This is a genomic window from Luteimonas mephitis DSM 12574, assembly GCF_000422305.1.
Taxonomy (GTDB): Bacteria; Pseudomonadota; Gammaproteobacteria; order Xanthomonadales; family Xanthomonadaceae; genus Luteimonas; species Luteimonas mephitis.
Map to the genome: position 1 here is coordinate 69789 of NZ_AULN01000012.1, position 14739 is coordinate 84527.

The window sequence follows — 14739 nt, forward strand, 5'->3', positions numbered from 1 at the left end:
GGCGCCGGGGACTGACAGCACGCGCTGTCGAAAGAAGGCGGTTGCCGGTCGCGCCGGAACATGCGAGGTCGGCAGCGGATCGTTGCTGCAGCAGCTGCGTGGCGTGCGTCCTGCATGGATCGCAGGCCCTGCACACAGCGACGCCGGACTAGGGGACGGCCAGGCAGTTCGTTTCATCGGGCTTGGCCAGGCAATGCGAAAGAAATGAGTTGTCGCCAAGGTCGCCAAGGTCGCCGAGCTCGGCGGCGAGCCGCGTCTGTGCCGACGTATCACCCGCGTTGCGGGCCAGCAGCAGCGACAGCATCCACGGCCGCATCCACTGGGTACGTGTGATATCGGCTTCGCGCGGCCAGCGTTGGCGAATGGCAGCGGCCAGCATGGTGGCTTCGCGGATTTCGCCGCGCGCGAAATGCAGCTCCGCCTGGGCCTGCATGCGCATGATTGCCTTCGGTGCGCCTTCGGCCTGTGGGCACTGGGCGAGCGTGCGTTCCGCTTCGTCCACCGCCCCCAGCCGGATCTGGGTCGTGGCCAGCAGGCCGCAGGTGTCGTAGCCCTGCTTGGTGCCGCGGTAGTCGAGCTGTTCGAGGATCTGCCAGGCCCGTTCCAGGTTCGCGAGCGCGATGTCGAGTTTGCCAACGCTCAGATGGGCATGGCCGCTCATCCGGAAGCACGACTCGATTTCCTGCTGGTTGTTCGGGAGCTGCGCGTAGATCCCGTCGGCCACCGAATAGTATTCCAGCGACTCGGCGTTGCGCCCGGTGTAGTAGTGGTAGCCGCCGGCGGCGCAGTAGGCGAGGGCCTTCGTCGAGTGCGGCTTCCGGTAGATGCGGTCGGCGGTCTTGATCGCCTCGAAGGCGACCTGCCGCGCGAGTTCGTCTTCGCCGACGGTCAGGAACACGACGACGTTGTTCGCGAGCGTATGCACGTACCGGCCGCTGTCGGGCCCATCCACCAGGCGCGACAGACGCAGGATTTCCTCCGCGTGCATGGCGTGCTGCTGCATGTTGTCGCGATCCATCGCGAACGTCTGGTCGCGCAGCCCGGTGAGCGCATCGAGGTGCAGTCCGGTGTCCTGCAGCCCGTACCGGTGGATCGCTCCGATGACGGCCTCGAACTCGGCGCGGGAGGCGTGCGGATCGCTGAAGGAAAGCGCACGGCCGAGCCTGATCCTGGCGTTGAGGTAGGTCGCGACGTCGCCGTTTCCTGCCAGGGCCCGCGCCCCGAGTTCCACCGCCCGGCGGCCATGCGCGATCGCCGCGTCTGTCCTGCCGGTTTCGCGCATCACGCCACTCAGGCCGGCTTCGATGCGCGAGCGTTCCAGGTGGGCCGCCGAGCCGCTCGCGGACAGCAGCTCGCCTGCCTGCGTCAGGTCGGCCAGCGCCTTGTCCAGGTCGTCCAGCGCGATCCTCGCGTTGCCGGTGAGCATCAGGATGTCCGCGGCGGCGAGCGGGTCAGTTTCCAGGATGTTCGAGCGCGCGCGGCGCGCGCCTTCGTCGAGCAGTTCGATCGCGGTCGGCACCGCGCCCGCCGCAGGCTCGGTGGAAGTGAACACGTGCGCGAGGAAGTCGCGCACCACGACCGCGCGCTGGGCCTCGCGGCGGGCTTCGCCGGCCTGCCACAGCGTCGCGCCGATGCCGGCGCACAGGCTCGCGGCCAGCAGCACGCCCGCGGTCACGCCGACCCTGTTGCGGGCGACGAACTTGCGCACCCGGTAGCCGAGCTTCGGGCGCTGCGCCAGCACCGGCTGGCCGCCCAGCCAGCGGCGCAGGTCGTCGGCGAGGGCCTCGGCCGTGGGGTAGCGATGCTCCGGCTCCTCGGCAAGGGCCTTGAGCAGCACGCGGTCCAGGTCGTTCTTCAGCGGAGCATAGTGACGGTGGTAGGCGTCGCCGGCGCTTCGCACCAGCGCGGAGGGTCGGGTGGTGCCGGTGTTCTCGTGGGCGGCATGCGGCGTGCGCCCGGTCAGCAACCGGTGCAGCAGGGCGCCCAGGCCGTAGACGTCGATCGCGGTGCTCGGCGGTGCGCCGTGCAGTTGTTCGGGCGCGGCGTAGCCTACGGTCAAGGCGCGCCACATCGTCTGCGTTTGTTCGTCCTCGTTATCGGCGAACTGGCCGATGCCGAAGTCGAGCAGGCGCGCGTGGCCGTCGGCGTCCACCAGCACGTTGGAGGGCTTGATGTCGCGGTGGATCACCAGGTTGCGATGCGCGCAGGCGACCGCGGCGCAGACCTGCAGGTACAGCCGGACGATCGCGCGCGCGTCGGGCGAGTTCGATTCGCACCAGCGGTCGATGCGCTCGCCTTCCACCAGCGGCATCGCCAGCCAGCAGGTGCCGTCGTCGGCGACGCCCGAGTCGACCAGCGCGGTGATGTTGGGGTGGTTGAGGCGCGCCAGGATCGCCGCTTCGCGCTTGAAGCGGTCGCGGCCGACCGCGCCCAGCGCGCCGAGGGTGAGGATCTTGATCGCCGCCTGCTGCCGCGCCATGCCCTGCTCGCGCCAGCCGCGATAGATCACTGCCATGCCGCCGCGGCCCAGTTCGGCGTCCAGGGCCCAGCCGCCGAACTGGTGGCCGGCGAGGTTGCCGCCGAACGGATCGAGTGCCGCGCGCGGGCGGCGGTGCGCGGCCACGAGTTGGCCGAGCCGCTGCCGCACCGGTTCGATCAGCGCCTGCGCGGCGAGCCAGGCCTCGCGCCCGGCTTCGGGGAGGTCCAGCCATTGGTCGAACAGGGCGTCGGCGGCGCGCCAGTGCGCCAGGGTTTCAGCGTCCATCACCACCGTCGTCGTCGAGCATCGCCTGCAGGAACGCGCGCGCGCGCTCCCATTCGCGATACACGGTGCGCTCTGAGATCTCGAGCAACTGCGCGATCTCGGCGAACTCCATGCCGGCGAAGTAGCGCAGTTCGACGATCTGGCGGCGCTGCGGGCTGATCGCTTCCAGCGCGGTCAGGCCCTGGTCGAGCATCAGCACGCTGGTCATCTGCGCGTCCGCGTCCGGGATCTGGTCGTCTAGGCTGACCATCACCTGGTCGCCGCCGCGCTTGCCGGCGGCGCGCTGGCGCGCGTGTTCGACCAGGATCCAGCGCATCGCCTTGGCCGAGGCGGCGAAGAAATGGTTGCGATCGGCCAGCGACAGCGGCGTGCCCTGGCTGATCCGCAGGAACAGCTCGTGCACCAGCACGGTAGGGGTGAACGTCGATTCGCGGCCGTACATGCGCGAGTTGGCGAGGCGACGCAGCTCGGGATACAGCGCCTCGAACACGGCCGCCATCTGTGCCGGCTCGCCGTCGCGGGCAAGTGCGAGCAATCTGGTGATGTCGGCTTCCGCCATTTCCCGCTTCCCCTGGTCCGATTCCTCCGGACACGCAGCCGTTGACGCTACCAGCCCCCCCGGACGGAGACAATCCGGGCGCGTCCGGAGCGCGGCGAATGCGGCCGCCACGCGCCGTGGCCGCAGCGGCCGCCGCGTTGCGTTGCGCCCTGAATGAAGCCTGGTTGCCGGGGGTGCGGGAAAGGCCATGCCGGGGCAGGCCGGCCCGTGGAGTTCCGCCGGTGCCGCGAATGCCGGTTTGGCGGCGATGAGCCGGCGCCCGTTCCTGGCTGAGCTGCTGGTAGTGCAGAGCGTCCGTCCGCCGAGCGGCAACCTGGATGCCTGAAAGCGCGTTCATCCAGGGCAGCTCTTTTCAGCGCGCGCGGTTCGGAAGCCGACGATCGCAGCGCCATTGATCACTACTGCAAGGCGGTCGAACTTGACCGCGCCGTGCCGCTGCCTATGCCGGACTGGCGATGGCCCGGGGAGGCCTGGCGCCCCGGCTGCTGGGCGATACGCAGCGGCAGGGAGAATACGTGCGGGCGCGCGCCGCGATCGCATCCGCGCTGGCATCGATCCGACCTCGCAGCAGCGCACAGCGCGCGCGCCTATCTGCTGACCTACGCGGATGTCGACTCGAAGGGTGCCTAGGCAGCCGCACGGCGCGCGCTGGAACCGGCGGCGAACAATGGCGTGGCGCAGGGACGCCGGCACACGAGCCGCTGCGCGAGTTCCCGCAGCACGATGTCCGACGACAGCAGCGGCTGACGGCGGCGGGATGTTTTCTGGCTGCTGCGTGGACGCCTCGCTATAGTCGCGGCTCGACTTCCACGCGATGGATCCATGGCGAACCCCCAGGCCGTCGGGCCAACCCCGTCCACAACGATTGGCCTTGCCGCCGGCGGCACCGGCGGTCATTTGTTCCCGGCCGAAGCGCTGGCGCGCGAGCTGCAGCGGCGCGGCCACGGCGTGGTGATCTACACCGAGCGGCGCGGCGCGCAGTACGCGAAGGCGCTGGAAGGCATCCCGCACCTGGTGCTGCCGGCGCGCAGCCTGGCAGGCGGCATCGGGGGCAAGCTGGCGGCGGCGTTCGTGATCCTGCGCGCGACGCTGCAGGCGCGGCGCGACATGAAGCGTCGCGGCGTCGCGCTGCTGGTCGGGTTCGGCGGCTACCCGAGCTTCGCGCCCGCGGTCGCGGCGAAAAGCCTGAAGCTGCCGCTGCTGCTGCACGAACAGGCCACGCGCCTGAGCATGGCCAACCGCCAGCTGCTGGGGTACGCCGACGCGCTGGCGACCTCTTTCCCCGCCGTTGCCGGCGCCGACGGCATCGACCCGGCGCGCATCACCGAGACCGGCAACCCGGTGCGCGCCGGGATCCTCGCCGCGCGCGGCGACTACCCGGCGCTGTCGGCGCAGACGCCGATCGAGCTGCTGGTGGTCGGCGGCAGCCAGAGCGCGCGGGTGTTCGGCGAAGTCGTGCCGCCGGCGCTGCTGGCGCTGCCCGCGGATATCCGCAGCCGCCTGCGCGTGGCGCTGCAGTACAAAGGCGACGATGCCGATGCGATCGCCGCGCGCCTGCGCGAAGCCGGCATCGCTGCCGACGTGCGCCCGTTCTTCGACGACATGGGCGCGCGCCTGCGCGCCGCGCACCTGGTGATCACCCGCGCCGGCGCCACCACCGCGGCCGACCTGCTGACCGTCGGCCGCCCGGCGATCTTCGTGCCGATCCCGCAAGGCGGTGCGCGCGAGGAGCAGCGTCGCAATGCCGACACGCTGGCCGAGGCCGGCGTGGGCTGGTGCGTGCCGGAGCCGGAGCTGACCGCGGAAAAGCTTTCGAAACTGCTGGGCGAACTGTTCGCCTCGGCGATCAAGCTGCCGCAGGCGGCCGCGGTGGCCGCATCGATGGGCCGGCCGCGGGCGGCGATCAACCTTGCCGACCTGGTGGAGCGGGTGCTGGCGCAGCGCGCGCGATGAAATTCATGCTTGCGGCCATGCAGCAGCGCGCGACCACCCGCTGTTCCCTTCCCTTGGAGTGGAGGCCCGCGGCCCCGGCTTCGGAGTGAATCGATGACAACCCGAGACAGCGACATCCTCATCATCGGCGGCGGCCACAACGGGCTGGTCTGTGCCGCCTACCTTGCCGGCGCAGGGCTGCAGGTGCGGGTGCTGGAGCGGCGCGGCATCGTCGGCGGTGCCGCGGTGACCGAGGAATTCTTGCCAGGCTTCCGCAACTCCAGCGCCAGCTACACCGTCAGCCTGCTCAACCCCAGGGTCATCGCCGACCTGCGACTGGCCGAACACGGCCTGCGCGTGGTCGAGCGGCCGTACGCGAACTTCCTGCCGCTGCCCGACGGCCGCGCGTTCCGCCTCGGCGGCGAGCGCACGCACGATGAAGTCGCGCAGTGGTCGTCGCGCGACGCGCAGCGGCTGCCGGCGTACTACGCGATGCTCGAGCGCGTGGTCGTCGTGCTGCGCGAACTGATGCTGCGCACGCCGCCCAACGTCAGCGATCGCTTCGTGCTCGCCGACTGGCTGGGCTCGCTGTCGGTGGCCAAGCAGCTGAAGCACCTCGACATGCGCGGCCGCCGCGACCTGCTCGACCTGTTCACCAAGTCGGCCGGCGAGATGCTCGACCACTGGTTCGAATCCGAACCGCTGAAGGCGGTGCTGGGCTGGGATTCGGTGGTCGGCAACTTCGCCAGTCCGTACACGCCCGGCAGCGCCTACGTGCTGCTGCACCACGTGTTCGGCGAGGTCAACGGGAAGTCCGGCGCATGGGGCCACGCGATCGGCGGCATGGGGGCGATCAGCGAAGCCATCGCCAGGGAATGCGCGGCGCGCGGCGTCGTGGTCGAAACCGATGCCGAAGTGGCGCGGCTGCTGGTCGAAGGCGGCAAGTCGGTCGGCGTGGCGCTGGCGGACGGCCGGGAGTTCCGCGCCGCTGCCGTCGTCTCCAACCTCAACCCCAAGCTGCTGTACACGAAGCTGGTCGAACCCGGCGTGCTCGACGATGACACCGCGCAGCGGATCGAACGCTACCGCTGCGGTTCGGGCACGTTTCGCATGAACGTCGCGCTGTCGGAGCTGCCGGACTTCAGCGCCGCGCCGGGGACGCAGCTGCAGCCGCACCACCAGAGCGGAATCCTGGTCGGGCACTCGCTGCGCTATTTCGAGCAGGCGTATTTCGATGCGAAGTCGAAGGAGCACAATCCCGGCTGGTCGCGCGCGCCGATCGTGGAACTGGTGATCTCCTCGACGCTCGACGACACCCTCGCGCCGCCCGGCCAGCATGTCGCCAGCCTGTTCTGCCAGCACGTGCATCCGGACGTCGACGGCGGCTGGGATGCGCATCGCGACACCGTGGCCAACCTGATGATCGACACCGTCGATGCCTGCGCGCCGAATTTCCGCCGCAGCGTGCTGGGCTACAAGGCACTGACGCCGCTGGACCTGGAACGCACCTTCGGGCTGGTGGGCGGCGACATCTTCCACGGCTCGCTCGGCCTCGACCAGTTGTTCAGCGCGCGCCCGCTGCTGGGCCAGGGCAACTATCGCGGCGCGCTCGGCAACCTCTACCTGTGCGGATCCGGTACCCACCCCGGTGGTGGCGTGACCGGCCTGCCGGGCCGCAATGCCGCGCGGGAAATCCTGCGCGACCTCAAGCGCGGCCCGAGGCCTTCGTAGGTCGCTGCTGCACTCCCGACGTCCGTCATCCTGCCGCAAGTTGCGGACAGGAAGCGACGGAAGTCGCGACGCTTTTATCGTGGCGTCATCGCGACGTCCGTTGCTTCCACGCCACCAGGCAGTCCGGCGCGCCGGGGATGCAGCGGCGGCCTGCGCGCAGCCAATGGCCGCTGTCCGACGGTTTCCGCGATACAGGTTGAAACCCTTGTCGCGAGGATCACCGATGGGCCGCACGCCGCTGTTCCACCTGCTGCAACGCGCTGCGCGCATCGCGCGCGCAGCCACGCATGATGCGGCGCCGCTCGACGAGTTCTACGCGCGCGGCTGCGAACAGCGCGCCGATCATTCGCGCCGGCGCTTCCTGCAGGCGGCCGGCGCGGGGCTGCTGCTGGCCGGCTGCGGCAGCCTGCCGAAGCCGCTCATGCCCGCGGGCGACGAGGTGGCCATCGTCGGCGCCGGCATTGCCGGGCTCACCGCCGCGTGGCGCCTGCGCCAGCAGGGCGTGCGGGTGCGCGTGTTCGAGGCGCAGAACCGCATCGGCGGGCGCATGCTCAGCCTGCGCAACCACTTCCCGGACGACCAGGTGATCGAGCTGGGCGGCGAGCTGATCGACAGCGACCATGTCCGCATCCGCACGCTCGCAGCCGAACTCGGGCTGGTGCTGGACGACCTGCTTGAAGGCGATGCCGACCATGACACCTGGTTTTTCGACGGTCGCGCGATATCCGAACGCGAGATCGTCGAGGCCTTCGTCCCGGTCGTCGCGGCGATCGAGCGCGACCTCGCCACCCTTGGCGACGGCGACATCCTGCACGACGACCACCAGGGGGCCGACGCGCTCGACGCGCTGTCGATCGCGCAGTGGCTCGACCGCAACGGCGTGTCGGGCTGGCTGCGCAAGCTGATCGACGTCGCCTACACCACCGAGATGGGGCTGGAGACCGACCGGCAGTCGGCGCTGAACTTCCTCACCTTCATCGGCACCGACGACAAGGACCGCTTTGCCGTGTTCGGCAGCAGCGACGAGCGCTTCCACGTGCGCGGCGGCAACGACCTGGTCGTGCACGGACTGGGCGCGAAACTGGCCGATGCGGTCGAAACCGGCAGCGTGCTGGAAGCGGTGCGTGGCGACGCATCGGGTTACACCTTGACGTTCCGCCGCGACGGCGCGACCCGTGACGTGGCCGCGCGGCAGGTCATCCTCGCGCTGCCTTTCACCCTGCTGCGCAAGGTGCGGGTCGACGTGGCGCTGCCACCGCTGAAACGCCAGGCCATCGACACGCTCGCCTACGGCACCAATGCGAAGCTGATGATCGGCTACGACCGCCGGGTCTGGCGCGCGCAGGGTGCCAACGGCGCGTCCTTCAGCGACCTGGTGTTCCAGAGCACCTGGGAGACCACCCGCAAGCAGCCGGGTGCCGGCGGCGTGCTGACCAACTTCACGGGCGGCCGCCACGGCGTCGAGATCGGGCAGGGCACGCCGAAACAGCAGGCCGATGCCGCCACCGCCGCGATCGACCGGATGTTTCCTGGCGCAGCGGCGGCACGCGCTGGCGCGCGCGAGGTGCGCATGCACTGGCCATCGAACCCTTGGGTGCTGGGCAGCTATGCGTGCCTGGGTCCGGGCGACTGGACCGGCCTGCGCGGCGCGATGGGCCAATCGGTCGGCGGGCTGCACTTTGCCGGCGAGCACTGCGCGCTCGACACCCAGGGATTCATGGAAGGCGGCTGCGAATCGGGCGAGACCGCGGCGACGGCGGTGCTGCGCGCACTGCGTTCCGTGGACGCACGCCGTGCCGCCTGAGCCCGATTCCTGAACCGGCCAGTCCTCTTTTGCACTGCAGCGTGCAATGGCACTAACAATTCCTTCACGATCGACCTGCACCCGACGTGGGGGAGGGAGCAAAAGCCCGAAGCGGTTCGCCGCTCCGGGCTTTTTTTATGTCCGGTGCCACAATCGCGGCGTGAACGATCCCGCCCTCCCTCCAGCCATCCCCGACGATCCCGCCATTGAGCGTGCCTTGGCCCGGTTCGCGCCCGAGGTGCTGGCCGATCCGGGGCTGCGCGCGAAGCTGGCCCGGGTCGCGCTGGCCAGTGATTTCGCCATCGCCGTGCTGGCGCGCCATCCGGAGCTTCTGGCGCGGCTGGCCGCCGGCGACGGCGCCGATCCGCTGCCGCCGCCGCGGCTCGAGGCCGACAGCCGCGCCGACTGGCCCGCGCTGCTGCGTCGCCATCGCACGGCCGGTTCGGCGCGGCTGGTCTGGCGCGACGTGCTCGGGCTGGACGACGTCGACGCCACCCTCGCCGGCAGCACCGCGCTGGCCGAGCAGTGCCTGCAGGTCGCGCTGGCGGCGCTGGAGCACGACTTCGCCGCGCGCCACGGCGTGGTCCGCGACCGAGATGGCAACCCGCAGCGGCTGGTGGTGTTCGGCCTCGGCAAGCTCGGCGGCGGTGAGCTCAACTTCAGCTCCGACATCGACCTGGTCTATGCCTACGCCGACGATGGCGAAAGCGATGGCCCGCGCCCGCTCGCGGCCGAGGCGTACTTCGCCCGGCTCGGGCAGCAGCTGGCGAAGCTGCTCGACGAGGTGACCGCGGACGGCTTCTGCCACCGGGTCGACCTGCGGCTGCGGCCGTTCGGCAACGCCGGCCGCGTCGCCCTGTCGTTCGCGGCGATGGAGCAGTACTTCCAGCGCGAGGGCCGCGACTGGGAGCGCTATGCGTGGCAGAAGGCGCGGCCGGTGGCCGGCGACATCGCCGCCGGGGAAGCGTTCCTGGAGACGCTGCGGCCATTCGTCTACCGCCGCTACCTCGACTTCGGCGCGCTCGACGGCCTGCGCGCGATGAAGGCGGCGATCGCGGCCGAGGTCGCGCGCAAGGACCTGGCCGACGACATCAAGCGCGGGCCCGGCGGCATCCGCGAGATCGAGTTCCTGGCCCAGGCGCTGCAGCTGATCCACGGCGGCCGCGACGCGACCCTCCGCAGCCGCAGCCTGATGCGCGCGCTGCACGCGCTGTGCGAGGCCAATCATCTGTCGGTCGAAACCCGCGACATGCTGGTGGCTGCGTACCGCCATCTGCGGCGGCTGGAGAACCGGCTGCAGATGCTGCGCGATGCGCAGACCCATGCATTGCCGGAGGATCCCTCCGATCGCGCGCGCATCGCCACCGCGCTTGGCCACGCCGACTGGCCGACGCTGCGCACTCAGCTCGACGGCGTGCGCGTGCAGGTGGCCGACGAGTTCGCCGCGCTGCTCGCACCGCGCCGGCGCAAGCCCGATGCCGGCGGACTGGCCGCCTACTGGCAGGCGCTGCCCGACGGTGGCGACGCGGCGGCGCTGGCCGATGCCGGTTACGCCGATCCCGCGGCGGCGGACACCGCGCTGCGCGACTTCGTGCGCACGCCGGGCGTGCGCGACCTGTCCGACGGCGCGCGCGCGCGCCTGGATCGCGTGGTGCCAGTGCTGGTGCAGGCCGCGGGCAGCGCGATCGATTCGCAGCTGGTGCTGCGGCGGCTGCTGGCGCTGCTGCACAACATCCTGCGCCGCGCGAGCTACCTGGCCCTGCTCGACGAACAGCCAGCGGCGCTGTCGCGGCTGGTCAATGCGGTGGTGCGCAGCGCGTTCCTCGCCGAACGCGTGGCGACGCTGCCGCTGCTGCTCGACGAACTGCTCGACGCGCGCGTTGCCGGCCCCTTGCCCGAGCGCGACGCGTTCGCCCCGCAGTGCGCGCAGGCGCTGGCCCATGACGACACCGAAACCGCGCTGATGGTGCTCAACGAGACCCGCCAGGCGCTGAGTTTCCGCATCGCGCTGGCCACCCTCGACGGCCGCCAGCACGCACGCGACAGCGCCCGCCAGCTCGCATGGCTGGCCGATGCGGTGCTCGGCGTGGTGCTGCAGCTGGCGCTGCGCGAGATGCGCCGCGCCCACGGCGACATCGCCGGCGCGCGTTTCGGCATCGTCGGCTACGGCAGCCTCGGCGGCGAGGAACTGGGCTTCGGTTCCGATCTCGACCTGGTGTTCCTCTACGACGCCTCGCCCGTCGGCGGCGGGGACCTGCAGTCCAACGGTGCCCGTGCGCTGGACGCGCCGCGCTGGTTTGCGCGGCTGGCGCAGAAGATCGTGTCCCTGCTCGGGACCGTCACCGCCGCCGGGCGCCTGTACGACATCGACGTGCGCCTGCGCCCGGACGGCGGCAAGGGCCTGCTGGTGTCGACGCTGTCGAGCTACGACGACTACCAGCGCCACCGCGCCTGGACCTGGGAACACCAGGCGCTGGTGCGTGCGCGCTTCGTTGCCGGCGATGCGTCACTGGGCGATGCCTGGCGCGCGATCCGCGACGACACCCTCGGCCGCCCGCGCGGCGGCGCTGCGCTGCGCGAGGACGTCGACGCGATGCGCCGGCGCATGCGCGCCGAGCTCGACCGCAGCGATGCCGTCGGCTTCGACCTGAAGCAGGGCGAGGGCGGGCTGGTCGACCTTGAGTTCCTGCTCCAGTACCTGGTCCTGCGCGATGCCGCGCAGTCGCCGCTGCTGCTGGTCCCGCGCGACACGCCGGGCCTGGTCGATGCGTGCGCCGCGGCTGGCGCGCTGGACGAAGACACCGCAGCCGCACTGCGTGAAGCCCACGGCGTGCTGCTCGCCGCCGGGCTGGACTGCACGCTCGACCGCCGCCGCCGCTGGGTGGTGGAAAACGATGCCGTCGCCGCCGCGCGCGCCGCGGTGCGCGCGGGCGTGCGCAGCGCGGGCCTGGTGTTCGACGAGCGCCGCGCCACGCCGCGCGAGGAAACCAGCGAGATGCGCCGCCTGCGCGACGCGCGTTGAATGCGAATTTCGTGTCGCGATCGATCGTGCAATGGTGGCGACAGCTGCGAACTGGATCCGTGGGAGCGGCTTCAGCCGCAAGCTCCGAACCGTGCCTCGCGAAAGCCACTGCATCACCGCTTGCGCAAGGATGACGATGCAAGGACGTAGCGTCTCATCGAGCGCTTTCGACCTTGCAGGAGCGGCTTCATCCGCGAGCTCTCGGACCGCACCGCGCGAAGACCTCGTAGGGCGGAACCCGCGCAGCGGATTCCGCCGCATGTCTTTCGGGTCGCATCGTTCGATCCGCATCCGGCGGAATCGCCTGCGGCGGTTCCGCCCTACGTGGAGCGATGTGCGGGCGTGACGGTTCACTTGGCGCCCGATCTCGTGGGAGCGGCTTCATCCGCGAGCTCCTGGACTGCACCCCACCGAGCCACTGGATCTCCGCTGACCAAGCGTTCGTCTGTTGAAAGCCGCGGGAATGACGATGCGTGGGCGCTTCGCCCCGCCGCGAGCGCTGTGTGTGTTCCGCCGCCGGGCATCACGCGGCAACCGCCATGACGGCGTATAACCACGCACGCCTCCCACGGTGAGATCGCCATGCGCCGCATGCTGCCGGTCATCGCAGGTATTGCCCTGTTCTCCGCCGGCTGCGAGCGTGCTGCCGTGACCGTCGACGGCGTGAATGCGCAGGCCACCAATGCGGCAACGGCTGCCCATGCCGGCCGCGGAATGCCGGGCGCCGCCGGCACGGCCGTCGACCCGCGCCCGGCGAGCACCCCGGGCACGGGAGCGACCGCTACTGCCGTTCCCCCGCCCACCGGCGGCCGGCTGCCGGCGCTGCGCGTTCCGGCGCAGCCTTTCGTCAAGACCGAGTTCGCGCGCTTCGACGAGCCGTGGGCGATGACCTTCCTGCCCGACGGCCGCCTGCTGGTCACCGAGAAGCGCGGCCGCTTGCGCCTGTTCGATCCGGCCAGCCGGCAGGTGGGCGAGATCGTCGGCGTGCCGGCGGTCGACTACGGCGGGCAGGGCGGCTTCGGCGACGTGGTGCTGCATCCGCAGTTCGCCAGCAACCATCTGGTCTACCTGAGCTACGTCGAAGCGGGCAGCGGCGACACCCGCGGCGCCGCGGTGGCGCGCGCGACGCTGACCCTCGACGCCGGCACGGGCGGCAGCCTGTCCAACCTGCAGGTGGTCTGGCGGCAGGTGCCCAAGGTCAATGGCACCGCGCACTACAGCCATCGCATTGCGTTCGACGGATCCGGCAAGCTGTGGATCAGTTCCGGCGAGCGCCAGCAGATGACGCCGGCGCAGGACATGCAGTCGAACCTGGGCAAGATCGTGCGGCTCAACGCCGACGGCAGCGTGCCGGCCGACAACCCCTTCGTCGCCCAAGGCGGCATCGCCGCGCAGGTGTGGACGCTGGGCCACCGCAACGTGCTGGGGCTGGCCTTCGACGCCGCCGGCAGGCTGTGGGAACACGAGATGGGGCCGAAGGGCGGCGACGAACTCAACCTGGTCGAGCGCGGCGCCAACTACGGCTGGCCGATCGTCTCCAACGGCGACCACTACGACGGTACCCCGATCCCCGACCACGACACCCGCCCGGAATTCAACGCGCCCGAAGCGTGGTGGACGCCGGTGATCGCGCCGGCGGGCTTCGTCATCTATTCCGGGTCGATGTTCCCGTACTTCCGCGGCGACGGCTTCATCGGCGGCCTGGCTTCGCAGGCGCTGGTGCGGATCCGCTTCGACGGCGTGCAGGCGAGCGAAGCGGCGCGCTACGACATGGGCCAGCGCATCCGCGAGGTGGAGCAGGGGCCGGACGGCGCGATCTGGCTGCTGGAGGACGGCACCGGCGCCAGGCTGCTGAAGCTGACACCCGTGTTGTAGGAGCGCCCCATGGGCGCGATGCCTTACCGGGGAAAGCAACCGCGCCCATGGGGCGCTCCTACAGGCGGTTTCGGATCTCGGCGGCCACGCGCGTAGTTTCGCGCAGCGGTTCGACGTCGAACGGCGCGAGCGTGGCATCCATTGCGCGGATGCGTCCGCGAGCCAGCAATGCATCGAGGAAGCGGCGTGGCCGCCCGTGCACGCGGCCGGGGTCGAATACGAACACCGGTGCGTGCGTCGCGCAGGCTTCGGAAATCATGTTCACCGAATCGGGCGAGCAGGCGATGCGGTCGGCCCAGCCCAGCAGGCCGGGGTAGGGATTGGGGCCGTCGGCTTCGTCGCGCCAGGCCAGGCCGGGTGTGTCGCGGTAGCGCTCGCGCAGCGCATCGCATACGTCCACCGGCGTGCGGCGCGATGCGGTGGCGAGTACGCTGCCGCCGTCGCGCGCCAGCGCGGCATCGAGCATCGTCGCCATGGCCTCGAACGCGGCGCGGTCGAAGCGCGCATGCGCGCTGCCTCCGCCGAGCAGCAGCGCGGTGCGCGGGCCGGGCAGGGATCCAAGGGCGGCGAAGCGCGCGCGCGCGCCAGCCAGCCAGGCGTCGTCGACCGGGTTCAGGCTGCCGAGGGTGGTGATGACGTTGGCGCCTGACAGGTCGTCGTGCAGCGGCGCGACGACCAGGTCCCAGTGCGCCGGGTCGATGCGTGGATCGAGGATCTGCACGGTCGCCACGCCGTGCGCGCGCAGCAGGCGCGTGGCCAGCGCGGCCTGGCGGCCACAGCCGACGGCCAGCGCGGGAGGCGCTGCCAGCAGGCGCCCGAAATCATCCCCGAAGGCGAACTGGCTGCCCGGCAACCGGCGCGGAGCCAGCCACCGCCAGGGCGCGCGTGGCGCCAGCAGGCAGCGCGCGTGGTCGCCTTCGGCCAGCGCCGCGGCCAGCGCATCGGCCTGCCGGACGTTGCCGGCGCGCCCGTCGCTGATGGCGCATGAATGTGCGTAATCGATCAAAAACAATCCTGTTGTTCTGAATTTGCACGCAATATGTTCCGGGCAT

At 71.0% G+C, this 14739-nt stretch carries 8 protein-coding genes; 5 read left to right on the top strand and 3 right to left on the bottom strand.

The window, feature by feature from the left end:
* Nucleotides 1-148: 148 nt before the first annotated feature.
* Nucleotides 149-2764, bottom strand: a complete 2616-nt coding sequence (locus H570_RS17940; RefSeq protein WP_027079044.1) for a serine/threonine protein kinase — start codon at nt 2762-2764, stop codon at nt 149-151.
* Nucleotides 2754-3323, bottom strand: a complete 570-nt coding sequence (locus H570_RS0100455; protein ID WP_027079045.1) for an ECF-type sigma factor — start codon at nt 3321-3323, stop codon at nt 2754-2756. The genes H570_RS17940 and H570_RS0100455 overlap by 11 nt, the downstream gene beginning before the upstream one ends.
* 822 nt (nt 3324-4145) lie before the next feature.
* On the opposite strand from H570_RS0100455, the gene H570_RS0100465 reads away from it, so the two are divergent.
* The 5 genes from H570_RS0100465 (at nt 4146) to H570_RS15700 (ending at nt 13687) form a co-directional block, all read left to right on the top strand.
* Complete coding sequence (locus H570_RS0100465; protein ID WP_051175932.1) at nt 4146-5276, top strand: UDP-N-acetylglucosamine--N-acetylmuramyl-(pentapeptide) pyrophosphoryl-undecaprenol N-acetylglucosamine transferase; 1131 nt, start codon at nt 4146-4148, stop codon at nt 5274-5276.
* Nucleotides 5277-5369: 93 nt separating this feature from the next.
* Nucleotides 5370-6986 carry a phytoene desaturase family protein gene (locus H570_RS0100470; RefSeq protein WP_027079047.1) on the top strand — a complete coding sequence of 539 codons (1617 nt, stop codon included), beginning with the start codon at nt 5370-5372 and terminating at the stop codon, nt 6984-6986.
* A gap of 223 nt (nt 6987-7209) precedes the next feature.
* Nucleotides 7210-8790, top strand: a complete 1581-nt coding sequence (locus H570_RS15690; RefSeq protein ID WP_036134541.1) for a flavin monoamine oxidase family protein — start codon at nt 7210-7212, stop codon at nt 8788-8790.
* A gap of 160 nt (nt 8791-8950) precedes the next feature.
* Nucleotides 8951-11812, top strand: coding sequence for a bifunctional [glutamate--ammonia ligase]-adenylyl-L-tyrosine phosphorylase/[glutamate--ammonia-ligase] adenylyltransferase (glnE, locus tag H570_RS15695; RefSeq protein ID WP_051175933.1), 2862 nt, complete (start codon nt 8951-8953; stop codon nt 11810-11812).
* Between the two features lie 714 nt (nt 11813-12526).
* Nucleotides 12527-13687: a PQQ-dependent sugar dehydrogenase gene (locus tag H570_RS15700; protein ID WP_051176004.1), complete on the top strand. Its 1161-nt coding sequence runs from the start codon at nt 12527-12529 to the stop codon at nt 13685-13687.
* 58 nt (nt 13688-13745) lie between these two features.
* On the opposite strand, the gene H570_RS0100490 is transcribed toward H570_RS15700, so the two are convergent.
* Nucleotides 13746-14699 carry a mitochondrial fission ELM1 family protein gene (locus H570_RS0100490; RefSeq protein ID WP_027079048.1) on the bottom strand — a complete coding sequence of 318 codons (954 nt, stop codon included), beginning with the start codon at nt 14697-14699 and terminating at the stop codon, nt 13746-13748.
* Nucleotides 14700-14739 lie beyond the last annotated feature (40 nt).